Source organism: Dyadobacter jiangsuensis (genome assembly GCF_003014695.1).
In the GTDB taxonomy this organism is placed as follows: domain Bacteria; phylum Bacteroidota; class Bacteroidia; order Cytophagales; family Spirosomataceae; genus Dyadobacter; species Dyadobacter jiangsuensis.
In genome coordinates, this window is the sequence record NZ_PYAS01000004.1 from 245,157 (window position 1) to 270,289 (window position 25,133).

General features: G+C 51.5%; 20 protein-coding genes. 10 read left to right on the forward strand and 10 right to left on the reverse strand.

Annotated elements, in window-relative coordinates; genetic code table 11:
- Window positions 1-24: 24 nt before the first annotated feature.
- From CLV60_RS09525 to CLV60_RS09535, 3 genes are read right to left on the reverse strand one after another with little or no spacing between them, the layout of a single operon-like run.
- Window positions 25-1,179, reverse strand: a complete 1,155-nt coding sequence (locus CLV60_RS09525; protein ID WP_106595153.1) for a glycosyltransferase — start codon at window positions 1,177-1,179, stop codon at window positions 25-27.
- A 41-nt stretch (window positions 1,180-1,220) separates the two neighbouring features.
- Complete coding sequence (locus tag CLV60_RS09530; protein ID WP_229210892.1) at window positions 1,221-2,375, reverse strand: glycosyltransferase; 1,155 nt, start codon at window positions 2,373-2,375, stop codon at window positions 1,221-1,223.
- Window positions 2,372-3,415 (reverse strand): hypothetical protein, encoded by a 1,044-nt coding sequence (locus CLV60_RS09535; RefSeq protein ID WP_106595155.1) that lies wholly within the window; start codon window positions 3,413-3,415, stop codon window positions 2,372-2,374. Before CLV60_RS09535 ends, CLV60_RS09530 begins: the two co-directional genes overlap by 4 nt.
- Window positions 3,416-3,698: 283 nt before the next feature.
- On the opposite strand from CLV60_RS09535, the gene CLV60_RS09540 reads away from it, so the two are divergent.
- Window positions 3,699-4,577: an alpha/beta fold hydrolase gene (locus CLV60_RS09540; protein ID WP_106595156.1), complete on the forward strand. Its 879-nt coding sequence runs from the start codon at window positions 3,699-3,701 to the stop codon at window positions 4,575-4,577.
- 59 nt (window positions 4,578-4,636) lie between these two features.
- Here CLV60_RS09540 and CLV60_RS09545 read toward each other — a convergent pair whose 3' ends face one another.
- The 4 genes from CLV60_RS09545 to CLV60_RS09560 all read right to left on the reverse strand — a co-directional run bounded on the left by CLV60_RS09545 (window position 4,637) and on the right by CLV60_RS09560 (window position 7,316).
- On the reverse strand, window positions 4,637-5,005 hold the full coding sequence (locus tag CLV60_RS09545) for a VOC family protein (protein WP_106595442.1): 369 nt from the start codon (window positions 5,003-5,005) through the stop codon (window positions 4,637-4,639).
- A 73-nt stretch (window positions 5,006-5,078) separates the two neighbouring features.
- On the reverse strand, window positions 5,079-5,705 hold the full coding sequence (locus CLV60_RS09550) for a nucleotidyl transferase AbiEii/AbiGii toxin family protein (RefSeq protein WP_106595157.1): 627 nt from the start codon (window positions 5,703-5,705) through the stop codon (window positions 5,079-5,081).
- Window positions 5,660-5,968, reverse strand: a complete 309-nt coding sequence (locus CLV60_RS09555) for a DUF6922 domain-containing protein (RefSeq protein WP_229210893.1) — start codon at window positions 5,966-5,968, stop codon at window positions 5,660-5,662. Before CLV60_RS09555 ends, CLV60_RS09550 begins: the two co-directional genes overlap by 46 nt.
- Window positions 5,969-5,975: 7 nt before the next feature.
- On the reverse strand, window positions 5,976-7,316 hold the full coding sequence (locus CLV60_RS09560) for an amidohydrolase family protein (RefSeq protein WP_106595158.1): 1,341 nt from the start codon (window positions 7,314-7,316) through the stop codon (window positions 5,976-5,978).
- A gap of 38 nt (window positions 7,317-7,354) precedes the next feature.
- On the opposite strand from CLV60_RS09560, the gene CLV60_RS34125 reads away from it, so the two are divergent.
- On the forward strand, window positions 7,355-7,612 hold the full coding sequence (locus CLV60_RS34125) for a DUF6496 domain-containing protein (protein ID WP_146151545.1): 258 nt from the start codon (window positions 7,355-7,357) through the stop codon (window positions 7,610-7,612).
- A 203-nt stretch (window positions 7,613-7,815) separates the two neighbouring features.
- Window positions 7,816-11,694: a PAS domain-containing hybrid sensor histidine kinase/response regulator gene (locus CLV60_RS09565; RefSeq protein WP_106595159.1), complete on the forward strand. Its 3,879-nt coding sequence runs from the start codon at window positions 7,816-7,818 to the stop codon at window positions 11,692-11,694.
- Here CLV60_RS09565 and CLV60_RS09570 read toward each other — a convergent pair.
- Window positions 11,691-12,548, reverse strand: a complete 858-nt coding sequence (locus CLV60_RS09570) for an SDR family oxidoreductase (RefSeq protein ID WP_106595160.1) — start codon at window positions 12,546-12,548, stop codon at window positions 11,691-11,693. The genes CLV60_RS09565 and CLV60_RS09570 overlap by 4 nt on opposite strands.
- A gap of 239 nt (window positions 12,549-12,787) precedes the next feature.
- Between CLV60_RS09570 and CLV60_RS09575 the strand changes: the two genes are divergently transcribed.
- The 4 genes from CLV60_RS09575 to CLV60_RS09590 are packed head-to-tail and all read left to right on the forward strand — an operon-like array spanning window position 12,788 to window position 17,413.
- Window positions 12,788-14,059 (forward strand): NAD(P)/FAD-dependent oxidoreductase, encoded by a 1,272-nt coding sequence (locus tag CLV60_RS09575; RefSeq protein WP_106595444.1) that lies wholly within the window; start codon window positions 12,788-12,790, stop codon window positions 14,057-14,059.
- 47 nt (window positions 14,060-14,106) lie between these two features.
- Entirely contained in the window at window positions 14,107-15,009 is a 903-nt protein-coding gene (locus tag CLV60_RS09580) for a magnesium transporter CorA family protein (protein WP_106595161.1), read from the forward strand.
- 55 nt (window positions 15,010-15,064) lie between these two features.
- Window positions 15,065-16,240 (forward strand): fibronectin type III domain-containing protein, encoded by a 1,176-nt coding sequence (locus CLV60_RS09585; RefSeq protein ID WP_106595162.1) that lies wholly within the window; start codon window positions 15,065-15,067, stop codon window positions 16,238-16,240.
- A 30-nt stretch (window positions 16,241-16,270) separates the two neighbouring features.
- Window positions 16,271-17,413 carry a glycoside hydrolase family 18 protein gene (locus CLV60_RS09590; RefSeq protein WP_106595163.1) on the forward strand — a complete coding sequence of 381 codons (1,143 nt, stop codon included), beginning with the start codon at window positions 16,271-16,273 and terminating at the stop codon, window positions 17,411-17,413.
- Here CLV60_RS09590 and CLV60_RS09595 read toward each other — a convergent pair.
- Window positions 17,410-20,811: a DEAD/DEAH box helicase gene (locus tag CLV60_RS09595; protein ID WP_106595164.1), complete on the reverse strand. Its 3,402-nt coding sequence runs from the start codon at window positions 20,809-20,811 to the stop codon at window positions 17,410-17,412. The two genes, CLV60_RS09590 and CLV60_RS09595, sit on opposite strands and share 4 nt — an antisense overlap.
- A 58-nt stretch (window positions 20,812-20,869) precedes the next feature.
- On the opposite strand from CLV60_RS09595, the gene CLV60_RS09600 reads away from it, so the two are divergent.
- From CLV60_RS09600 to CLV60_RS09610, 3 genes are all read left to right on the forward strand, one after another.
- On the forward strand, window positions 20,870-21,697 hold the full coding sequence (locus CLV60_RS09600) for a DUF481 domain-containing protein (protein WP_106595165.1): 828 nt from the start codon (window positions 20,870-20,872) through the stop codon (window positions 21,695-21,697).
- A 118-nt stretch (window positions 21,698-21,815) separates the two neighbouring features.
- Window positions 21,816-22,985 (forward strand): Gfo/Idh/MocA family protein, encoded by a 1,170-nt coding sequence (locus CLV60_RS09605; RefSeq protein WP_106595166.1) that lies wholly within the window; start codon window positions 21,816-21,818, stop codon window positions 22,983-22,985.
- Between the two features lie 45 nt (window positions 22,986-23,030).
- Window positions 23,031-24,380 (forward strand): amidohydrolase family protein, encoded by a 1,350-nt coding sequence (locus CLV60_RS09610; RefSeq protein ID WP_106595167.1) that lies wholly within the window; start codon window positions 23,031-23,033, stop codon window positions 24,378-24,380.
- A 3-nt stretch (window positions 24,381-24,383) separates the two neighbouring features.
- On the opposite strand, the gene CLV60_RS09615 is transcribed toward CLV60_RS09610, so the two are convergent.
- Window positions 24,384-25,133 (reverse strand): SDR family NAD(P)-dependent oxidoreductase, encoded by a 750-nt coding sequence (locus tag CLV60_RS09615; RefSeq protein WP_106595168.1) that lies wholly within the window; start codon window positions 25,131-25,133, stop codon window positions 24,384-24,386.

The following is a 25,133-nucleotide window of genomic DNA, read 5'->3' on the forward strand; positions in this document are numbered from 1 at the left end:
CGGTTACTTTGCCCGTAAATGTAGTTACTTTTTTTGAACTTTCTTGTATTCTTCCAATAACTGGCTGGCAACCACGCGGATGTCAAAATTTTCGGTTACCATCTTGTAGGCTCGATTTGCGATGCCTTCCGCGTAGGGTTTGTCTTGTAATATTTTAAGAAGGCCATCCGCCACACCATCGCTGGTCAGTGGCGTCAGATAGGCAGCGTCGTAGCGGGCAATGTAGTCGCCGAAGCCCACTCGATCCGACACGAGCGCAGGTACGCCCGAGGTCATGGCTTCGAGCACCGCGATCGAAAACCCTTCGGAGTAGGAGGGCGAAACGAACAGATCAGCATCGGCTAATGCCTCCTTCTTGATCGTGTCGGTCAGCATACCTACCAGTTTAATGCGACCTTCGAGGTTATGTTTGCGGATAAAATCTTCGGTTTCTGCCTGGTAGCCGTCATCCGGCCCGGCCAGTATCAGCTGGGCATTGGGTATCTGCTCGTGAACTTTCTGAAATGCGGGCAAAAGCAGGTCGAGGCCCTTCTTGATGTTCAGCCTGGCCAGGAACAATATCATTTGCTGGTCGGGCGAAATGCCGTGCCTGGCTCTGAAAATACCCTTGGCAGGCAGATTAGCCCGGTTATATTCGTCGAGTTTCATGCCATTCGGCACGATCACCATGTTTTTGGGGCGGTAACCCAGGTAACGGATCACATCCTCTTCTTCGTCGGTGTTGTTGATCTGGATCAGATCGGCTTTACCAAGAAGTCTTTTTTGATAAAGTAAAGTCACCAGATCCTTCTTCCATTTGCTGTGCGCTACCGCCCATTTGTCGAGCAGGCCGTGGATGGTGATGACCTTCACTGCCTTCGAAGGAATCAGGAATGGCGCCAGGCTACCGAAATGCCAGATCCCATGCATGTGTATCACGTCGTATTCGTGAATATGCTTTTTCAGGTATTTGTACAATTCGACGGAAAATTCCCGGTAAAAGTTGCTCACGGGCGTGGTGCGTGCCACCGCGATCAGGCGTGCGCCATCGGGCACGGGGTACATTTTCTCGCCGGGCGTCATCGGGCTCAGGATCGTCACCTGGTGGCCTTGCTTTACGACCTCCGTGGTGTGGTCGTAGATGATGCGGGCCGGGCCTCCGATCGCCCATGTATATGCACAAATATTGAGTATTCGCATGCTTGGGGTTTAATGTATAGTTGTGTTCGCTGTGCTCCCGGTCATTGCGCGGCCAGGTCGCAGTACGTCTCGGCCATTTGCGCAGCCACCGGGCCGGACGCGAATGGAGCGATCAGTTTTAAAGATTCTTTTCCCATTCCGGCAATGCGGTCGGGATTTTGGATGAAAAACGTTAAATGATTTTCCAACTCGGCTTGTTGTGTGTGATTGAATGTAAATCCATTCACCCCATGCTGTACCAGATCGCCCGCGCATCCGCAGGTTTCGGATACGATCACGGGCATTCCGCACACCATTGCCTCGTTCACCACCAGTCCCCACGGCTCCGACTTGCTCGGCAGCACCAGCACATCGCTCTGCGCCAGCCAGCCGGGCACCTGGTACCAGGGAAATCCGCCTGCAAACAGGATCCTGCCCTCAAACCCGGAATCGGTCGCGAGCTTTTCCAAATTTTCCTTTTCTGGGCCGCCGCCCACAAAAAGCAGCTGCCAGTCGGCGCCGGTTTGTTTCACAGCCTGGGCAAATGCACGGATTAACGTATCCAGGTTCTTTTCAGGTGCTAGCCTGCCCACGTAGACGAATTTTCTTGCGGCAGCCTTTGGCGTCTTATCAAGCTCTTTTTTAGCTTCTTCGTACCGCTGGCGGATTACTTCTTCATCAATCACTGCCGCGTGTCGTACTTTAATGGCAGCTTTCGCCACGCCCAGGCTTTCCAGGTATTCAGCCGATGTTTTACCAAAGCAAAAAAATGCATTGGCGCGGCCGACGATCACTTTCTTGATTGCCTCTTTCCATCCCGAGCGGTTATGGTCCGCGGAGGACGATTCCGATGAAATCACCACTTTCACGCCTTTGGCACGCGCATAAAACATGAGCAACACCTGTGCCCAGTCAAAATAGCCGGTGATATTGAGTACATCGGGTCGGTACTCATTGAAAACCCTGAAAAGCGCTTTGCGCCGTTCATCGACGCTTGTCTGATCGAGGCTGCGCTCAAAAAGGACCTTATAGGGATAATCATAGACGATCGTATCGTCGTTTTGCATGACTTTCCGGCTCGCCTCATACAAGGCGATCTGCGCAACAAGCAGCTCGTCGGCGGGGTTGGACCGCTTCATAGCGAGGTGGATCTCACTGAAAAGCTTCGATTTATAATGTGCCCATAGTTGGTTGTGAACAATCAGTACGCGCATCATTTCCGAAGGTTAAGGTATTCCTGAAACAAGGGGTACAGATTATCGGCCAGGAAAACCTGCCCGCCGCTGTTGAAATGCACGACGTCCATCTTCCGGTAACGTTCCTTTGAAACACCGAACTGGAATTCATCTATCAGCCTGATATTCTTCTCTTTGGCGAATGCGATGATCTCTTGCCCCTGGTCGTTGAAATGGCCCAGGTCGATCTCCGAAATTTCCGGGTGCAGGTAGATGAACATCGGGATATTCTGCTGTTTGGCGATTTCATAAATCTGCTCGTAACCCGGATTAAATATCAGACCGGGCTTGCGGATACCCGCCTCGTTGAGCTTTTTGGCTTCAACCGTGTCCTCGACCGCTTTTGCGTCGGCCGCCACGTGCGCACTGTCGGTCACGTCGGGTTTTACAATTGCGATATTCTCCTCCTTTTTCTCTGGTTCGGGCGTCAGAAAAAGAGTATCCAGGAAATAAAAGAACATCCAGCGATACCGGTCCCAAAGTTCATAGAGTGCTACTTTATATTGTTTGTCGGGCCAGCCGGGATCGATGCCCACAGGGCTCTGGTGGGACATGATGTCGTGCGCATCGTGGCTGCTCGTCACCAGGCAAATCAGTTTTGCCTTGAATGTGCCGTATTTTTTGAGGTAGGCGGCGATATTATCCGGTCCCCACGATCCGGCGGAGATGTTCAGAACGCGCACACGTTTGTTGAAATCCTTTAAAAAACGCTTTTCTAGCAGGGTAGAAGCAATGCTGTCCTGGTCGGTGAGGCTTCCACCGTTGACGACCGAATCGCCGATCAGCAATATCACGAGGCTGTCCGTCGGCAACACCTCCTCATTCCGCATGGAGAGGCTATTGGTACGCAGCACCTGGCCGAACCGTTTTACGTCCTGGTTTGGTGCATATATATATTCAAAATCAGGATCGGATACGTAGAGAGGCGAATTACAAAAGCCATATTTTACCCTTAATACAACTTCGGTAATCCCGGCAAGAATGACAATGGCAATTAAAAAACCGTAAACAAACTTTAACATCAAGTGAACGTCTTCTGCGTCGAAAGTGAGTGCAAATTTAGGATTACTTTTTCCATTTACTGCTTTTTCGCTTTTCGTTAACTAAATAAGTCAGCATTAAACCCGGCATTATCGCTGTTGCCGACCTTCCTCCCCGGCGTTTACATAACTCCCCAACTACGTGGCACGGCAACAACGCCGGAATATCCCCGGACGTCTTGTGTTCAAGGCTCTGCCACTGGCACAAGTCTTTATCAAGGTGCGGTTTCAGTTTTGTATTAATCAAAACCTAAAAAAACGTATCATGGGATTTATAGAATCAAAAACGGGGATGAACGCCGAGCCGGTGAAGCTCTTTGTGCACGAGGTAGGGCAGGGTAAACCCGTCATATTCATTTCAGGCTGGCCGCTTAGCCATGAAATGTGGGAGTACCAGTTCAATGTTTTGCCTAAACACGGTATTCGCTGCATAGGCTACGACCGCCGTGGCTTTGGAAAGTCGGACAAACCGTGGAATGGCTACGATTACGACACGCTGGCTGCCGATCTTAAATCGGTAATCGATTCGTTGAATCTGGACGATGTGATTCTCGTCGGGTTTTCGATGGGAGGAGGCGAGGTAGTGCGTTACCTGAGCAAATATGGCAGCAGCAAAGTTTCGAAGGTTGTCCTGATCAGTACCGTACTTCCCTACATGCTCAAAACCGACGATAATCCGGATGGTGTGCCTCAGGATTTGTTTGATGGTTTTGTGAAAGAGATAGAGGACGACCGGCCCAAATTCCTGGCTGGCTTTGCCAGGGATTTTTATGGAAACGGATTCCTGAACAATGCCGTTAGTGACGAGCTGCTGCAATGGCATGGCATGCTGGCGTTGCAAGGTTCGGGGCGTGCCACCACGCAGTGCATCCGCAGTTTCAGCGCCACCGATTTCCGGAATGAAATATCATTGCTGGATATACCCGTGCTCATTATTCACGGCGAAGATGATAAGACGGTCCCTGTTGACGTGAGCAGCGAGCGGACATCTCAAATGCTGCCTGGCGCTGAGTACATCGTTTACGAAAGTGCTCCGCATGGCCTTTTTGTCACGCATAAGGAACGGCTGAATGAGAATCTGATCCAGTTCATCAACCAGGAAGTGGTGACGATCAGTAACCCGTACACCGACATTTCGTCTTAGCATCCGCAAATCCGATTGTAAGCATGCAGGGGCGAACCGTTAGATTCGCCCCTGCTTTTTTATGCGATCATTTCTATCAGCTCGATGCGGTTCCCGAACGGGTCGCGGAATGAGAAGCGGTTGCGGTCGGGGATTTTGCTGTCATTTTTTATGGCAACGCCATGCTTTTCAAGTATTGCACGGGCCTCTTCCAGATTATCGACTTCAAATGCGGGATGGCGCTGTGAAACGGCCTGCACGTCTTCTGCCCGGATATGCAATTGAATATCACCCATCTGGAACCATATTGCTCCATGGGGCAACGGGTAACCCAGGTCGTTAAGTTCTTGGAGACCTAATACTCCGCCATAGAAATCCCGCGCCTGCTGCTCGGTGCCCGGCGGGATGCAAAGCATAATATGATCGAGCCTTTTGAATTTAATGTTCATCACAAGGAGTGTTTTCGGCATCAAAGCTAGTGCCATATTTTGGATAAATCTTTCTGAGAACTACTATTCCTTTTTACAGCAAGCTAGCCATGTATGTTTTTACATTTTCCCGCAGGTTCGTTTTCACTGCTTCCCAACTTACATTTAGCAGGTCTACCGGATCCGGCTGCTCGTCGGCGTCGTCAAAATAAACGAGTGAACGAACGACCTGCCCGGGGTCGCTTGCAGGATACTTTTGGACGTAGTAGCCAATCATTTCCTTTATATCAAACGCTTCCAAAAGGGCGTGAACATCCCAAAAATCCTTCTTAGCGCCTCTACCCGCTACGGCTCCCAGTTTCATCGCAATCACATCTGGCAGCGAAGCGAGCCTCAGGCCTTCAATGTTATCAGCAGCCGAGATTTCGTTGTATTGATGTCTGATCAGGTCGGTCTTCACTCCGTTGATTTGATATAATAGGGTCTGATTACGGGCGCCTAACTCGACGGCTTTTGGGAATACTTCGGCGATAGCAGCTTTTACATCCGTCATATCAAACGTTTCAGCTGTGAACAAATCAATATCCACTGAAATGCGGTGGCCGAGCCGCAATGCAAGATTTGTTCCACCCACAAGGGAAAACGGCGCCAACTCCGGCAATGCCAGTAGCTGTTTTAAGAGTTCCAGGGTTGGTTCGGCGACTGTCTCCGTGTGTAACATTTAAAATCGGTTATTTGAAGGTCAAATGCGACGCAGATAAAATTGAGAACATCTTTTTTCAAATAAGCGGCGAATACGATCTTTTGCTTAAATCGATGGACGCCATAAAAGCGGACCACATTGATGAAATCCGCCCAGGTTCCGTAATTGGCAACCTTTTCCATTACATACAAATCCTTTTCCTGAAAATCGATTTGGTCGAAATCCACGTCCCAGAAAGCGGTTCTGGATATTGTTGGCTTAGCCATCAAGGAATTTTCCATTTATCAATCAGTTTTTCAGAGGCCCTTTACTCACTTCTTTCCCTTCCTTCCAAACGGATTCGATCTTTCTTGTGTTCCGGATGTCGTCGAAAGGATTGGCGGACAGGATGAGGAAGTCGGCTTTTTTGCCTTTTTCGAGGGTGCCTTTTTCGCGGTCGATGTGGAGGGCTGCAGCGGCATTTCGGGTGCTGATGGTGATGGCCTGCGCGGGGGTGAGGCCGGCTTTTACCATCAGTTCCATTTCCAGATGTTCTGTAAAGCCTTGGGTGCGAACGGGAAACGCTCCGGAGTCGGTGCCGAGGGCTACGCGGATGCCTGCGTCATGGATTTTCTTCAAATTGACCATCGCCGTTTTGAATGCCGACATATTGCGTGGGTAATCCGGCGAGTTCCTGATTTTTTCAGCATAAGTCTTGTCCGTGATCATTTCGAAAACGCCCGGTTCGAGTGATGCCTTGAAAAATGCATCGTTGATCCAGTCGGGATTGCCGGCGTAGACAAACTGGTACTCATCCAGGGATAGCGTAGGAATATAGGTTACGTTTTTCTGCTTCATTTTCGTCAGCAGGTCCTGGTCCACTTCCTTGTCGCGAATGCTGTGAGCGATAATGTCTATTCCGGCCTCTGTGAGCTTGCGGGCGTCTTCGACGTAGAAAAGGTGTGCCGCAACACGGATATTGCGCTTGTGCGCCTCGCGGATAATGGCCTGGTAAATCTCCGGCTTCATTTTTTGCGCATTACCGCCATGGTCATCTACCCAGATCTTCACGACCGCAGGCTTCACAGCAGCCAGCTTTTCCATCATTGCCGGCACGTCTTCGGGAGCGTTGGGACGCAGCAGCAGGTTCATCCACGAGCCGGGGTTAGGATCCGGCGTATTGAAGCCATAACCGGCCGAATACAGCCTCGCACCCGGGAGCAGTCCTGCCTGGGTGGAGTCTATAAACCCGTTGAAGATCAGCGGTCGGTCGGTACCCATGGCCAAAACGGCGCTGACGCCATAATTTTCGTACTTTTTAAGATGTCTCAACAGGTTTTCGCGGGTGTAATTATCGGCGGAGGATGTCGTTCCTTTGAGCGTCCCCACGTGTGCATGTGCGCAGATGAGCGAGGGCATGACCGTCTTGCCGCTCAAATCGAGCTCCCGGGCGCCCTGGGTTTTGATTCCTTTTTGAATGGCGGCAATTTGTCCGTCGGTGATCAGAATATCGGTTTGGGGGCGAGGTGCGGCACCTGTGCCGTCAATCACCGTAGCATTTTTGAGCAGAACCGAACCCGTGTTTTGGGCAAATACCCAGGCTGGGCAAACCGCACCGGCCATTTGTAATAGTAACAGAAATTTTTTCATGATTTACGGATTTAGGATTTAGAAATAGAGCCGGCGCATTGGTACGTATTTTGATGAGTAAAAAGCCGCGCCGACCAGGCGCGAAAATTAAAAAACATCAACACCTAAAAAATAATATCATGGCCAAATATTCGAAAAAAGCTGGTGAAAAGGTAGAAGAAGCCTTGCACGAGCAAAAAGAGGGAAAGCTCAAATCCGGTTCCGGAAAAAAGGTGACTTCTAAAAAACAAGCCATTGCGATTGGTTTGTCCGAAGCCCGCAAAGAAGGCGCCAAGGTGCCCAAAAAGAAAGATTAACAGCGTGTTAGGAAAAGGCCCTTCTTTCGTAGTCCGCAAAGAGGGCTTTTTTGTAAATAATATAAAGTGAATGGTCCGGATGCCGAATTTGCTTTGGAATATGATAAAATTAATTCCATGACGGTTTGTAGTCCTTAAAATAGTCGAATAACTGCTATATTGTACCAATACTACTGACGTTTCTAATTGTAAGTTTTTTGAAAATGAATGACCTGAGGAAGGAGCTCTTGAAGCTGCTGCAAAAGGATGAACGTGTTTTCGACTTTATCCAGGACTCGGCCACAGACGGATTACTAATATGGAGGCATTCAAATCCGGAAGATTGCTGGGCGGACAAGAGATTGCAGCAAACAATCGCCCCTGGTCCGGGTTTCCAACAAGGCACCGACGCACCTGCTCCGCTTTTTGAAAACGCTTCCTTTTCATTCCACATAAAAAATGCCCGTGCAGGCTTTCCGGCAAGCCAGGAGCCGCTTCACGGGATTGTAAGGCTCACGCGTGACAACGTACAGTCATTGCGGTTGGCTGTTACTTCCATTTGTACGTTTGCCGAACCTTACGGGTACCTCGTTTTGTCGGGTTTTCGACGCGACGAGCTGGTGCCTGAACTGCCGGGATTGATCACCAGTACCGAACTGCACCAGTCTTTTCTGAACAGCAACGCGATCTATATCACAAGCATCGATCTGGAAGGAAACTACCAATATGTCAACGATCATTTCTGCGAGTTTTATGGGCTCGACAGCAACGCGATCATCGGCAAATCGTCGCTCGGGGGCGTTGTGCCGGAGGATATCGAAAAATGCCTGCAAGTGGGCGAGCAATGCTTTATTAACCCGGGGACGCCTCAACCGGTGGTGCTGCGCAAGTATTCGTCGCTGGACGGCGTGAAAACCACGCAATGGGAATTTACAGGCATTGCCGATGAAAACGGGGTGGTGGAGGAGATACTATGCATTGGCTACGACATTACCCAGCAGCTCAAAGTGCAGGAAGACCTTTCGGTGCTGGTATCCAACATGCAGGACGTCCTGTTCACGATCTCTCCTGCGGGTGTTTTCAGTTATGTATCGCCGAGCTGGACGTCCATGTATGGGCATACCATTGAAGAAACCGTCGGAAAGCCATTTACCGAGTTTATACACCCGGATGATTTTCATATCTGTTTCGAGGCATTGCGCATTACTACCGAAACCGGCGTGCCCGTGCCGGGCGGGGTGGAACACCGGATCAGGCACAAGGATGGATCGTGGTCGTGGAGCAACACCAGTGCCAATATCGACCCGGTGAGCAAGGAAATTATTCTTACGAGCCACGACATTACCGAGTTGCGAAACTCCCGCGAGCGCCTTAAAGAATTGGCTGTTGTTGCTTCTAATACAACGGATTATATTGTTATTACGGACAGTAAGGGATTAATTACATGGGTTAATAAAGCCTACGAAATTCACACGGGTTACGAGCGGAGGCAGGTGAAAGGCATGAACCCGCTGGTTTTGCTGCGGGGGCCTGAGACGGACCCTGATACCCTCGACCGTATCTGGCTTTATTGCAGAGAGAAGAAGGTGGTGCGGGAGGAAGTGCTGTGCTACACCAAAACGGGGGTAAGCTATTGGGTTGACCTTAAAGTGACGCCCGTTTTCGACGACTTTGGCAACTGCACGCATTTTATAGCCGTTGAAAGGGACATTACCGCCCGTAAATCGGCCGACCAGGAGCTCAGGCGCATTAAGGACATTCAGGAACAAACCAACAGCGTAGCGCGCGTAGGTGGCTGGGAGTTGTACGCACGCACGGGAGAGCTGTACTGGTCGCCGACGACGAAGGAAATCCACGAGGTGCCGCAGGATTACGTTCCGGATACGGATACCGCCATCCATTTTTATAAAGAAGGGTATAGCAGGGACATCATTGCGAAGGCGGTGGCGGAGGGGTTGGCTCATGGAACGCCGTGGGACAGCGAGTTGCAGTTGGTGACAGCCAGGGGAAATGAACTCTGGGTCAGATCGATCGGAAAGGCCGAGATGGTCGACGGCGTGTGTGTACGTGTGTACGGGGCATTTCAGGATATCACGCACCGCAAGCAGGCGGAGATGGATATCAAAAGTTCAGAAGCCAAATTCCGGAGCTTGTACGATTCTACGAGCGACGCGGTAATCCTTTTTGACCATACGGGCTATCTGGATTGTAACGATGCCGCTTTGAAAATGTTCGGGATCGATTCCGTGGAGGCTTTTCGGCATATGCCAATGGGCGATCTGTCGGGATTGAACGATTTGGGTATGGAGGACCACAAGAGAGAGGGGAGCCGGCACGTGCAGATGGTTTATGAAAAGGGGACACACAGTTTTGAATGGAAATACAAGCGCTTCGGTGAGTCGAAGGAGTCGTTTATTGCCGAGGTTTTGCTTAACCTTATGAAAATCAATGACTCGGAGATTGTTCAGGCCGTGATCCGGGATATCACGCTGCGGAAACGCGCGGAGCTGGAATTGCTCGAAGCCCGCGAACACGCGGAGGCGGCCAGCAAACTCAAATCGGAGTTCCTGGCCAATATGAGTCATGAAATCCGAACACCGCTGAATGGTGTGGTCGGATTTACGGATCTGCTGATGAAGACTAACCTGGACGAAACCCAGCAGCAATATATGTCGATGGTTTTTCAGTCGGCCAACTCGCTGATGGACATCATTAACGACATCCTCGACTTTTCCAAAATAGAGGCCGGGAAACTCGAATTGACTCCGGAAAAGACTGATTTGCTGGAAATCTGCGGACAAGTGGCCGATATGGTGACATACCAGGCGCAGCAAAAACACCTGGAAATGCTGCTGAATATCCCCGCCGATATTCCGCAGTTTGTCTGGTGCGATTCGGTAAGGTTGCGGCAGATCCTCGTGAATTTGCTCAGCAATGCCGTCAAATTCACCAGCCGGGGCGAAATCGAGCTGAAAATCGAATTGCTGCAAAAGGTAAGCGGCCTCGACTACACATTCCGGTTCTCCGTCCGGGACACAGGCATCGGTATTGATCCCCAAAACCAGCGCCGCATTTTTGAAGCATTTTCGCAGGAGGATTCCTCCACTACCAAGCGGTTTGGCGGTACCGGGCTTGGCCTCACGATTTCCAACAGCCTGCTGGGCCTGATGGAAAGCCGCCTGCAACTGGTGAGCAAGCTCGAACACGGCAGCACTTTCTTTTTCGACGTGACATTCCGCGCTATTGAAGGCGAAGACCGCTTTGAATGGGAGAATGTGGAGCAGATCGAAAATGTGCTGGTAGTGGACGATAATATACACAACGGGCAGATTTTGAAGGATATGCTGGCCAACAAGCGGATCGCGGCAGATTACTTCCGAAGCGGGGAGGACGCATATCGCCAGTTGGCGGCAGGCAAGGAGTACGATGTGATATTGATGGACTCCCAGATGCCCGGCTGGGACGGAATCGAAACGATCCGGATGCTGAGGAAGCAGGAAGGGAATGCAGCGCATCACCCGGTCATATTGCTGAATGATTCGCTTGACGACGAGGCGCTGAGTACCTTCGGGAAGGAGTTGGACATCAGGCACTTTTTGGTCAAGCCGGTTAAAATACAGCAGCTTTTTCACGCGCTTTCCGATCTGGGCCTGAAAGCGAGAGCCCCGGAAAAGCCGGCAAAAACAGTGGCACAGGAAAAATTATCCGAAGAAACTTACGAAACACGCGACGTGAAAATACTTATAGCGGAAGATCACAAGATCAATATGCTGCTGGTCAAATCGATGTTAGGCAAAATATTGCCGGGCAGCGAGCTGATCGAGGCGGCGAATGGCAGGGAAGCGATCGAAGCGTTTCGCAGAACCAGCCCCGATATCGTGTTTATGGACATTCAGATGCCGGAGATGAACGGCTATGAAGCCACGCGCGAGATCAGGCAGGCGGGGAGTTCGCACGTGCCGATCATCGCGCTAACAGCCGGTACGGTCGTAGGCGAGCGTGAGAAATGCATCGAGGCCGGTATGGATGATTACCTCACCAAACCGGTCCTGAAAGACACGCTCGAAGCGGCGGTCCGGAAATGGCTCCACCGGCCGGACTAACCGTTCACTACCTGTCCGCCGTTAGGGTGCATTACCTGCCCGCTCATGTATGAGGCGTCCTCGCTGGCGAGGAATACATAGCAGGTCGCTACTTCGCAGGGCTGGCCCGGGCGCTTAAACGGGGTATCCTTTCCGAATTCTTTCACCCGCTCCGAATCAAATGTGGAAGGGATGAGCGGCGTCCAGATCGGCCCGGGCGCTACCGCATTCACCCGGATGCCTTTGTCGGCCAGATTATCTGCCAGTGAGCGCGTGTATGCTACAATCGCACCTTTGGTAGACGAGTAATCGAGCAGCGAGGGACTTCCGTGATAGGCGGTAATGGAGGTAGTATTGATAACGGTGTCCCCCTGACCCAAATGCGGCAATGCGGCCTGTGTGAAGTAGAAAAATGAAAAGATGTTGGTCGCAAACGTATCACTCAGTTGCTCCTGTGAAATCTGATCGACGCTTTCCTTCGGATGCTGCTCGGCTGCATTGTTGACAAGGATATTCAGTTTCCCGAACTCGTTGACCACACGGCTTACCGCTTCCCTGCAAAATGCCTCGCTGCGGATATCCCCCTGAATGAGCAGGCAACTTTTTCCTTCGGCCTCCACCATGGCCCTGGTATCGGCGGCGTCCTGATTTTCATCGAGGTACACAATGGCAACATCGGCGCCCTCGCGGGCGAAGTGAACCGCTACCGAGCGGCCTATGCCGCTGTCGCCACCGGTAATGAGTGCTGTTTTACCTGCTAATTTGCCGCAGCCACGGTAGTTTTCACGGATCACGACCGGCGCCGGATCCATAACCTCTTCTATTCCGGGCTGTGCACTTTGCGTCTGCCCGCGGGTGTCTATATCGAAGCTCATAATATTTGCATGTTTTGTGAATGTGGCGCATTGTCAAAAAGGATATGCCAATGGCCGGCCTGGCATCGTGCGGGGAGGAAAGCATAGCCCGCTGCCGGAAATGAGTAAAGATTTTCACAGTATAGTGTATGCATTCGGGTCCAGAAGGCATGTTTGGATGCTTCAAAAAGCAATGGGCATGGTTATTAACGCAAGCACGCGATGCGGCCGCAAATGCCGGCCGGCAAACTTATCGCGCTATGGATTCGAAAAAGGTAGTGATCATAGGCGGAGGTTTCGGAGGTATTAATCTCGCCCAGAAGCTTTCGCGCAATAAATCGTTTGAAATCGTGCTGGTGGACAAGAATAACTACAACTTCTTCCCGCCGCTGCTCTACCAGGTAGCGACCGGTTTTCTGGAAGCGTCCAATATCAGCTACCCGTTCCGCAAGTTTTTTCAGGACAAATCCAATCTCCGGTTTAGTCTGGGAGGCTTTGTCGAAGTTTTTCCGGAAGAGAGAAGAATATCGACCGAGAGCGGAGATATCCGTTACGACTACTTGGTATTCGCGACCGGTACGGAAAGCAATTATTTTGGCATGGAGAATGTGCGGAAGAATGCGGTGCCGATGAAAACCGTACAGGATGCACTCGCGCTTAGGAATCATATCCTGAGGCTGAAAGAAGAGGCTACCAAGGAGCCCGACGCTGCTACCCGTAAAAAGCTGCTTTCTATTGTGGTGGCTGGCGCGGGCCCGACAGGCGTGGAGGTTTCAGGAATGCTGGCGGAAATGCACAAGAGTATTTTCAAAAAGGATTATCCCGAATTGAAAAGAGAAGAAGTGCAAATCTACCTCGTCGATGCGCTGCCGGTCGTACTGAACCCCATGAGCAGGAAATCGCAGGAGGAGACACTTGCGGAGCTGCGCGGGCTGGGTATTGAGGTGCTGCTGAATCACGCGGTGAAGGATTATGACAACGGAATCGTCACATTTGCCGATGGCAATACCATCGAAACCCAAACGCTGATCTGGACTTCGGGAGTGACTGCCACCCCGTTGCCCGGCTTGCCTGCGGAGGTTTTCGGCAAGGGCAAGCGCGTACTTGTGGATGCGTATAATCGCGTGAGCGGTTTCGACGATATTTTTGCTATCGGAGATATTTGCCTGATGACAGCCGACGAAAAATTTCCGGACGGCCATCCGCAACTCGCCCAGGTGGCCATTCAGCAGGGACGGAACCTGGCGTCTAACTTGTCGAAATGGCGGGATGGAGGTTCGCCTAAGGCATTTGAATACAATGATAAGGGCACGATGGCAATTATCGGTGTCAACAAGGCTGTGGCCGACCTGCCGGGCTTGCATTTCAGGGGCTTTATCGCTTATTTTCTGTGGCTGGTGGTGCATTTGTTTTCGCTGATCCGCTACCGGAATCAGGTGAAAACCTTTTACAACTGGATGGTCGCATTCTTCACCAGGGACCAGTCCCTGCGTTTCATCCTCGATCCGAAGCCGGAAAAGCCAGCGCATTGAATGCCGCCGATTGCATTGAACATCTTGAATTTTAGCCGCATTTCTTTATGATCCAGACCATTGCCGCCCCCTCCCAATACCCGTTTGAATGGATTGACGTGACAGACCCCGGCGAGGAGGAGTTAAAGCAGCTCAGGGAAAAATATGGATTACACGACTCGTCGGTCAAAGACTGGCTGCAACCCGACCATCTGCCGAAATATGAGGATGTGGGCACTTATGTATTCATTATTTTCCGAATGCACAGCGAGCAAGTAGGAACCGAGGCCGATACCGTCACCGAGCTCACCAACAAACTCGCGATTTTCATGACCAGGGATAGGGTCATTACCATGCACAGGAAGGATTGGGGGGCACCGGAAGTCATTCGCGAGCAGCAGGTCGATCAGCATTCGTGTGAGGATACCGTTCACCTCGTGAATGAGATCATTAAAAACTGCATTGCCACCTATGAAGCACCATCATTGAAGCTGACGAAGGATATTGAGTATTACGAAGAAAATATGTTCCTCAAAAACCGTAAAGCGTCGCTTTTGAAGGGTTTGTATTACCTCAGAAGAAGAGTGGAGGTCACACGGCGCATTCTGATGCTCTCCCACGAAATTGTGGACAAAATAGACGCGCCGGGTCATTCCAATACTTACACGCGCGATACACGCGACCTTTATGTGAAGCTGCACAACATTTATGACACCCTATTTGAGAACATGAATCACCTGGTAATGGTCTATTTCTCCATTTCCTCGCAGCGTACCAACGAGATCGTGCGCGTGCTCACCGTGTTTTCCGTCTTTTTCATGCCGCTTACTTTTATTGTCGGTATTTACGGAATGAACTTCGATTTTATGCCAGAATTACGGCTGAAATGGGGTTATCCGGCTGTTATGATCCTGATGGGCGGGATTACTTTCGGGATTTATGTATGGTTTAAACGGCGTGGATGGCTGTAAGAGCTGGCATAAATGCATTTAACCTCTATTTTTGCCTCCCTATCGTCCCGAATTTATGAACCGAACCTTTACCAGACACGCATTTTCGTCGTTAACATTATTCTGTATTATTCTTTTGCTTCCCTGGCGCGTGTTGGGCGCTATTCCAAAGGCTCCCACCACGCTGGTTGCCGTTGCAGCTTCCGGGAGTCAGATTAACCTCGGATGGCTGGATCTCGCCACGGACGAAACCGGTTTTGAAGTAGAGCAATCTACGGATGGGACGAAATTTGTAAAAGTGGCCGATCTGGCTGCCAATACCGTTACTTATCAGGATAAATCGCTGAAATCGGCCACCAAATACTGGTACCGGGTACGGGCTAAGAATGCTTCCGGGGCTTCGGCCTATTCCAATGTCGCCAATGCGACCACGCTGGTAATCATTACAATCCCTAAAGCGCCGACGACATTGGTTGCCAATGCGGCTTCTTCCACGCAGATCAATTTGAACTGGACGGATAATGCCAACGATGAAACGGGGTTCGAACTCGAACGCTCAACGGATGCATTGGCGTTCACCAAAATCGCCGATCTCGGCCCGAACGTAACGAGCTATCAGCACACAGGCCTGGCGCCTGCGACACGCTACTGGTACCGCGTGCTCGCGAAGAATACCGCCGGGAAATCCGTTTATTCCAACATCGCCAACGCGACCACGCAGGAGGTAGCACCTAATGCGCCTACTAACCTGACGGCCGTTCCTACCGCGCCGGATCTGATCCAGCTGCGCTGGGCGAAACCCGCGGCCAATGCAACCGAAATCGTGATCGAACGCGCGAAAGGCGAGGGCAACTTTGCCCCAATCGCCAAAGTAGGAGCGACTATCCTGCAATATGAAGACCGGGCCGAGCTCGAAACGGCCGATTATTTTTACCGCATCAAGGCGGTAAATGCGGGTGGAGCATCACCGTACAGCCTGCTCGCGATCGTGCGCGCGGCTTCCATCATTACAGCAGTGGAAAACCCGCAAGATCAGCATTTGATTTACCTGGCGGGGCGGACGCTCGTTGTCGATATTAACCGTGCGACAGGAGCGAAAGTATCAGTTTATGACCTTTCGGGCAGGGCACATTTTGTGAAGCAAATCACACAGGAGGGGCGCATTGACCTGACTCATCTTGCGGCGGGCATTTATGTGGTTGTAACCGATACAGGCAAAGAAGTAATATCGAAGCGAATATTCCTTTATTGATATATCCTGAACCTAAATTTACTGACCTCTATGAAATGCTGTTCCTTGAAGCCGCTTCCAGGCTTCTCTTGCATGGCACTTGCGCTGTGCCTGCTCATTTCCGGTGCCGTTTCGGCGCAAAAGAAGAAAAAATACATTGTGAATGCTTACGTAGGCGGCTTCCGTGGTCTTGCGAATGTGGAAGAAATCGATGCTGAGAAGCTGACGCATATCAACTACGCATTTGTGAATGTGCAGGACAGCATGGCTGTGCTCACCAATCTGGCGACGGATTCTACCAATTTCAGGAAACTGAACGGGCTGAAAAAGAAAAACCCCGACCTGAAAATCGTGATCTCGATCGGCGGCTGGGCGTGGAGCGAGAACTTTTCGGACGCGGTGCTGACAGAATCTTCCCGATTGAAATTCGCGAAATCCAGTGTCGACATCGTGCGCCAGTACGACCTGGACGGCGTGGATATCGACTGGGAATATCCCGGGATGCGCGGCGAGGAGGGGAATATTTACCGTCCCGAGGATAAGCAGAATTTTACGCTGATGTTCAAAGCGATCCGCGAAGAATTGAATTTGCTCGAAAAAGAAAAAGGCAAGAAGTACCTGCTCACCACGGCTGTGGGCGGCTCGAAATCGTTTATCGAGCACACGGAGATGGGGCTGGCCCAGGTGTACCTCGACTACGTGCTGATCATGACCTACGATTACGGCGGCCGCAACGGCACCGTAGGACACCATACCAATTTGTACGACTACGACCCGTCCGGGGAAGGCTCATCTGCCGACCGCTCTGTGAAGAACTTCATCGCTGCCGGCGTGCCTGCAAGCAAGATCGGGCTCGGAGCCGCTTTTTATGGCAAAGGCTGGGAAGCGGAAACCACCGATAATCACGGACTGGGCGCAAAGCGCGTGAAATCGGTTCAGGGAGGAGGTTATACCAAGCTGAAAGATACGGTCATCGACCAGAATGGATACAAAAAATACTATGACAAGAAGGCCAAAGCGCCGTACCTGTTCAACGATTCCACCAAAGTACTGATCACCTACGAAGACGAAAAGTCGGTCAAAGGGAAATGCAAGTATGTGAAAAAGAACAAATTGGCGGGCATATTCTTCTGGGAGTATTTCAATGACCCGAAAGAATACCTGATCAACGAAATCCACAAAAACCTCAATTAGCGCGCTACCAGCCGCAGCAGATCGTCCCTGGTCAGTGATTTCAGAATATCGGAATCGGTTTTGATGAGATCATTGGCCAGGTCCTTCTTCGTTTCCTGCAATTCCATGATTTTTTCTTCGATCGTGTCAGGGCAAATGAGCCGCACTGCGATCACATGCTTGTCCTGCCCGATGCGGTGCGAGCGGTCAATGGCCTGGTTTTCAACGGCCGGGTTCCACCACGGATCGATCAGGTACACGTAATCGGCTTCGGTGAGGTTGAGGCCGGTACCGCCGGCTTTCAGCGAGATCAGGAAAACGCGCACGTCGGGGTTGGTCTGGAAATTCTCGACCTTCGCCGCCCTGTCGCGCGACTGGCCCGTAAGGTATTCGTATCCGATGCCACGGCTTTCCAGTTCAGGGCGGATGAGGTCGAGCATAGACACGAACTGCGAGAAAATCAGGATCTTATGCTGCGTCGCTTTGCTTTCGATCTGCTCCACAAGCGTATCAATTTTGGCCGATGCATTGCCGTAGAACTTTTCATCGCGGAGCAATGCAGGTGAGTCGCATATCTGGCGCAATTTGGTAAGTCCTTGCAATACATGCAGTTGCGAGCGCTTAATGTCGCCTTCGCTGGTGGTGTTGAGGTAAATGTAGAATTCCAGTTCGTAGGCATTGTACACGCGCCGCTGCTCTTCTCCCATTTCGCAATAGATCACCATTTCCGTCTTTTCGGGAAGTTCCGAAGCCACCTGCTGCTTGGTACGCCGCAGGATAAACGGACTCACCCGCTTTTGCAGCTCCACGGCCCGCTCGGCATCCTTGAAACGGTCGATAGGTGTCGAAAAATGATTCCGGAACTGCGTTTTGTTGCCCAGCAGGCCCGGGCAGGCGAACGAAAGCTGGCCGTACAAATCGAAAGTATTGTTTTCCACGGGCGTACCGGTCATCACAATGCGGTTACGCGCATGCAGCAGCCTCACGGCTTTGTACCGCTGTGATTCAGGGTTTTTGATCGCTTGCGATTCGTCGAGGATGATGTAGTTGAAATGGTACTTCTTCAAAAAATTAACATCCGAAAGCAGCGTACCGTAGGAAGTGAGGACGATTTCGTAGCGGTCAAAATCGGTAATGTCCTTCACACGGTCGGCGCCGTAAATGGTAAGCATCCGAATGTCGGGAGCAAACTTGGCAACCTCGGCCTGCCAGTTGAAAACCAGCGAAGTAGGCACGATGACCAGGTTCGTGTTCCGTACCTGTTTTTTTCTTTGTAATAAAATGAATGCAATGATCTGCAAGGTTTTACCCAAACCCATATCGTCTGCCAGGCAGCCGCCGAAGTTGAAATCGTCGAGGAAATTAAGCCAGTTGAGCCCCTGCTTCTGATAGCCCCGCAGGCTTGCTTTCAGCTTTTTGGGCACCGGTACCGGCTTGATCGAATCGAAATCCGTAAATCTGGACTCGTAAAATGCGATCTGCTCCTGCGCCTCGCGGTCGAGCATTTCGGCGTCGTACATGTCGTGTACCGCCGCGAAGCTGATTTTCGGGGTGTGGATTTCCTCGCCCACGATTTCTCCGACTTCGAAGTACCGGGCAAATTTTTCCAACCATTGTTCCGGCAAAATACCCAAAGTGCCGTCGCTCAGCTCCACGTATTTATTGCGGTTTTTGGCGGCCTTATGCAGGTTTTTGAGCGTCACTTTCTGCGAACCGAACTGCACCGTAGCCGTGGTATTGAACCAGTTGATGCCGCTGTTGACGTGGATCGAAACCTTTGCCTTGTTTACGTTAAGACGGTTTTTGGTAATCTGGTTGAAACCGAGAATGGTAATACCCTGGTTTTTCCATTCATCGAACGCGTCGGGAAACCAGTTTTCGTCCAAGACCCGGGAGCGGTGCAGGTAAAAGAAATGCTTGTCCTGGATGCCCTCGTCCAGCTGGTACTCGAAATCCGGATGCTGGCGCATCATGGCCGCCATGTAGCGGAGCTCCTCCTCTTCGTCGCGCTTCACAATGAACGGGTTGCCGTGCCCATCCACAGAATAGATGTCGTTTTTGGTGTAGAGCGGCACTTCCACGCTGCCATACTTCACTACCGGTGTGATGAGCACATAGTTGCCAAAATCTTCCAGGTAAATGATTTTTTCCACGCGTCCATCGAAGCCCTGTTCCGCGCGCTGCGCGGGTGTAGCGGGCTTTACGTATGTGTACGAGATACGTATGCGCGGGGGCAATTTGGCGAGCAGGTTCTGGCGGAAATCCTCAAATTTGGTTTCGTGGATGTAAATGCGCTGGTTATGCTGCCTGAAAAAATACAGTACTTTCAGAATGTCTTCGCTTTCAATCAGGTGCAGCGAATCTTTGTACAACACAAAATAATCGTAGCGGATCTCCACATTTTCGAGGTCGAGGTGGACGCTATCGATGATCAGCTGGCCTGAAATGCGGAAAAACGGATCCTTTTTATCGATCGTCAAATGCACGTCCACATCCGACTGCGCGAGTTTAACAGCTACCAGCGAACCTGCATTTATATTGTCGGATACCAATGGAGTATGGTAGTAAAAATCCAGTTTGTCGGGATTTTTGAGGACCGCGCGTAACCCTGCCAGGTCGGTTTCCGGGTTTTTCTTCCTGAAATTATTGCTGAACGACGCAATCGCCGTGTAAAACCGCGACAGGTCGTGATCCTGCGTTTTCCAGAGTTGTTCCAGCGGATTAAGCTGTACAAACGGGTTTTTCAGTTTGCCGTCCCGCGTCACGGGCGCGTCGTACATTTCGAGGAAAAAGTGGTCGTAATACTTGTTCAGGCCGATCGCTACGATGGTGCGGGTATTGGTGTCCGCAGGTTTGGCCTCGGGTAAATGCCGCGCCGGGTCCGAAAACAGCTGGTCCTGCATGGCCGAGACAGCCGCCTGGTTGATCGGGATAAGCTCCTTAATGAGGGGCAGTACGCGCAACTCGCGGTTAACGTATTCGATCGTAAAGTATTGATTCAGATCGGATTCCGCTTCCATGCCGTAGTCCGCCGCGAGGGCGCGAAGGCGGTCGTTGCGCAAGTTTTTATCGAAAAAAGCGCGGAAATCCCTTCGGTTCATGATGTTATACAACACCTGCACCTGGTGCTCGCAGAGTTTGCGTTTGGGACGGGTACATTCGCAGTAGAGGTTCACCATGCGGTCGTTCTGTTTCACCACTACTTTGAAAGCCTCGCCGCCCCATTGAATGCGAAATGCGGCATAATCCACCACCATATCGTCGGGCTGTATCTCGAAATAGCCCCGGCGCTCGGTAGCAGGCATGTCGGCGCTGTGATTGAGAATGTGCGTGGTGGAAAGCCCGGCGAGGTTAAAATCCAGGAAAATATAGTTATGCTGGCTCGGCGCGGTCCCCCCGGCTGGTTCATTCTTGTTCATAGGGCAAATTAATAACTGCGGCTGCGTTTGGCACCATTATTTTGCAAAATTTGCGTTAATGAAAAATCTGACCTGCTTCCGTTTCTTCACGCTTGCCGTCGTCCTATTCTCGCTGATATCCGCCTGTGCACGGGCGCAGGATGTCAAAACCGACACCTTGAAAGTAATTCCGGCCGATTCGGTTGCCGCTCCGAAACCCGACACCGCTGCATTGCCGCCACGGGTGCTGATCGACACGATCCGATACCGGCTCATTGGTGACGGCAATTTCACAAGAGGGAATGTCAACCGCAGTCTGATGGTGCTCCGCGCCGAACTGATTTTCAGCGGGCCGGTGATCAATATCGCCACCAATCCAAGATTTACTTATGGAAAGCAAAACGGTGTACTCGCCGAGCGCGACAGTTACGTCGACCTTTTTGTGGATGTTTTCAAAAAGCGAAAAACTTACGTTTTCGGCCTTGCCGCATTGGAAACGAGCAATCTACGCCGCATCGACTTGCGGCAAATGGCCGGTGCGGGGATAGGGTACCGGGTGATCAAAACAAAGTCCCACGACCTCAGCCTTACCGACGCGCTGCTTTACGAATCGACCAACTTTTTTGAAAAAGCAACGGTGACAACCGTCCGTAACTCGTTTCGGATCAAGGGTAAGCACTCGTTTTTGTCGGACAAATTCCGGTTCAACCACCTCACTTTCATCCAGCCGGCGCTGAACGACCTGTCGAACTTGCGATGGAATACGATCCTTTCGGCCGAAATGCCGCTCAACAAATGGGTAACACTGCGCACGAGCTTCGAGAACTCCTACGAAAGCGTGGTTGAAGTCGGCCGCAAGCGTACCGATTCACGCATTACTTTTGGGATTTCAGTAGGAAATAAATAGACGATTCAGGTATTGCGGTTGTCAGGGAGAAAGGCGTAGAATACTGTCCATATCACCAGCACATTATATCTGCCAAAAATGTGCTTTACTAAGTATTCACTACATTCCAAATCGAGCAATGAGAGACCAACAGGACAATCGCCGTGACTTCCTGCGCAATTCGCTTTATTCAGCGGCCGGCCTGGCCATGTTCCCGCAACTGACCCCCAACGCGTACGGTTCGATCAAGACCGTCGTAGCCGAACCCGGCCAGACATTTATCCCTGCGATGCCCCCTCGAATCAAGTTTGCGGTGATCGGGATGAACCACGGCCATATTTACGGACAGGTGGAGGCGGTGACGCGCGGCGGCGGCGAGCTGGTTTCATTTTTTGCCAAAGAGCCGGATCTTACCGCGGCATTTGCGAAGCGTTATCCCAATGCCAAGCAGGCCAAATCGGAAGCCGAAATCCTCGAAGATAAATCGATTCAACTTGTACTCAGCTCGGGCATACCCGACGAGCGCGGGCCGCTGGGCGTACGTGTGATGAAGGCAGGCAAGGATTATATGGTGGATAAACCGGGCCTTACCACACTCGAACAGCTTGCGGAGGTGCGTAAGGTGCAGAAAGAAACGAAGCGCATTTACTCGATCATGTACAGCGAGCGCCTCGAAAACCGCGCGACTGTGAAGGCAGGTGAGCTGATCAAGCAGGGCATTATCGGCAAAGTGGTGCAAACGATCGGCCTTGGCCCGCACCGGATGAACGCAAATACGCGTCCTGAATGGTTTTTTGACAAAAAGCGCTTCGGCGGTATCATATGCGACATTGCTTCGCACCAGTTTGACCAGTATCTATTCTTCACCAATTCTACCAAAGCACAGGTCGTAGCCTCGCAGGTAGGCAACGTCAATCATCCGCAGTATCCCAAATTTGAGGATTTCGGAGATGCGATGCTACGCGGCAATGGAGGCTCTGGTTACATCCGCGTCGACTGGTTTACCCCCGATGGGCTGAAAACCTGGGGCGACGGACGCCTTACCGTGCTCGGTACCGAAGGCTTTATCGAGATCCGCAAGAATATCGATATCGGAGGCCGCGAAGGCGGTAACCACCTTTTTGTGGTGAATAACAAAGAAACAACCTACGTCGATTGCAGCCAGGTGGAGTTGCCCTACGGCCGCCAGCTGGTGGACGACGTGCTTAACCGCACCGAAACAGCCATGTCGCAGGAGCATTGCTTCCTGGCGACAGAATTGTGCCTGAAAGCGCAGAAAAACGCGCAGAACGTTTCGGTGGTGAGCTAACGCAACTATCCCGTTCCTGACCACTTTCCAAACACTTCACAGACTATGATACGCAGACTGATTTTCATTTTCGGATTAATGGGTAATGCCTTTGCGCAGGGACCTGTCAGTAATGTCGACCGTGATATTGTCTTCCGATCGGTGAATGTGATTCCGATGGACCGTGAAACGGTTTTGAAGGATCAGACAGTGGTGGTCAGGAACGGAAAAATTGTTTCCATCGGCAGTCAGGTAAAAGCTGCGGGAAATGCACTGGTAGTGGATGCCAAAGGGAAGTACCTCGTACCCGGCTGGTCGGAAATGCATGCCCACGTGCCCGCGATCGACGATTTCGGGCCGATGAAGGATGTGCTGACGCTCTACCTCGCCAATGGCATTACGACCATCCGCGGCATGCTCGGCAATGCCAAACACCTCGAACTGCGCGAGAAAGTGCGGAGCGGGGAAGTTCTGGGACCGAATTTCTACACCACCGGACCGGCATTCAGCGGGCAAACTGTGAAAACAGCCGCCCGGGGCATTGAAATGGTGAAGGAAGAAAAAGCGGCAGGCTACGATTACCTGAAATTACTTCCCGGCCTTACAAAAGAGACCTTCCCCGGCATTGCCAAAACTTCGAAGGAGCTGGGGATTGGCATGGTGGGTCACGTTTCGTTCGCCGTCGGTGTCTGGGCCGCGATTGACGCGGGCTATTCCTCCATCGATCACCTCGACGGGTTTGTGGAAGCTATCGTGCCTGGTACCGATACGCTGGCCGAGCAGGAAACCGGCCTTTTCGGCACGTGGATCGCCTATGCGGCCGATACAACCCGCATTCCAAAGCTGATACAGGGCTTGAAAGACAAAAATATCCGGGTAGTACCCACGCAGGCCATTGCCGAGCGCTGGCTTTCGCCGTTGCCGGCATCGGCTTATGAAAATGATCCGGAATGGAAGTACATGACCGCCAGGGAGAAGGAGAACTGGCTGAATGCGAAGAGCAGTTATGTCAATAACCCCAAATTCAACAAGGAACGGGCGGAGGCATTTGTAAATATCCGTCGTAAACTCATCCTAGCTTGTCAGAAGGGCGGTGTGCAGCTTATGCTCGGCTGCGACGCACCGCAGGTACTGAATGTCCCCGGTTTTGCGACGCACCATGAATTGAAATACCTCGTAGACGCCGGACTGACGCCATACGAGGCATTGAAAACGGGCACTGTGAATGTCGCGAGCTATCTGAATAAATCCAATTCAGGTTCCATCAAGGCTGGTAACGTGTCCGACCTGGTGCTGCTTACCGCCAACCCTTTGGAAAATATAGGTAATACCAAAACCATTGAAGGGGTGATGATCGGGACAAAATGGCTCCCTAAAAGCTTTCTGGACAGTGAGCTGAAAAAGATTGAAAAGTAGCCGCTATTCCTCGTAAATCATTTTGCGCGTCATGCCGCCGTCGATGATCAGGTTCGTGCCGGTGATGAAATCGTTTTCAGGGTCGGTCAGGTAGAGGCATGCTCTTGCAATGTCGTCGGGTTTCCCGACTCGGCCAGCCGGATGTTGAGCGTGATCCGAAGCTTTCAACTGGCTGTAATCGCCCGTTTCGATCCATCCGGGGCTGATCGCATTTACTGTAATGTGGTCGGGCCCGAGCGAGATCGCCAACGCATGCGTTAATGCCAGGATACCGCCTTTCGAAGCTGCATAGGCCTCCGTGTTCGGCTCGGACATCAGCGCGCGCGTGGACGCAATGTTCACGATTGCGCCCCGGCCTTGCGTACGCATGACCCGCGTGGCCTCGCGTGCGCACAGGAAACTGCCCCGCAAGTTGGTGTTCAATACATAGTCCCAGTCATCCACTGCAAGGTCATAGGGAGATTGGGTACGGCCCAAACCGGCATTGTTAATCAGCACGTCTATTCTTCCGAACGATGTCTTCACCTGTTCGATACCCGTCACGATTTCGTCTGGATTGGTTAAATCGATGACCAGGGAACTGGATACGAAGCCTTCCTTTTCCAATGCTTCCTGAACAATCCGAAGCCCCTTCGGGTCGCGGTCCCATAATGCTACGCTTGCCCCTTTTCGGGCGTAATGGGTAGCTATCACGCTGCCGATGCCGTTTCCGGCACCGGTTACGATCACTACTTTGTTTTGATAGTCGCTCAT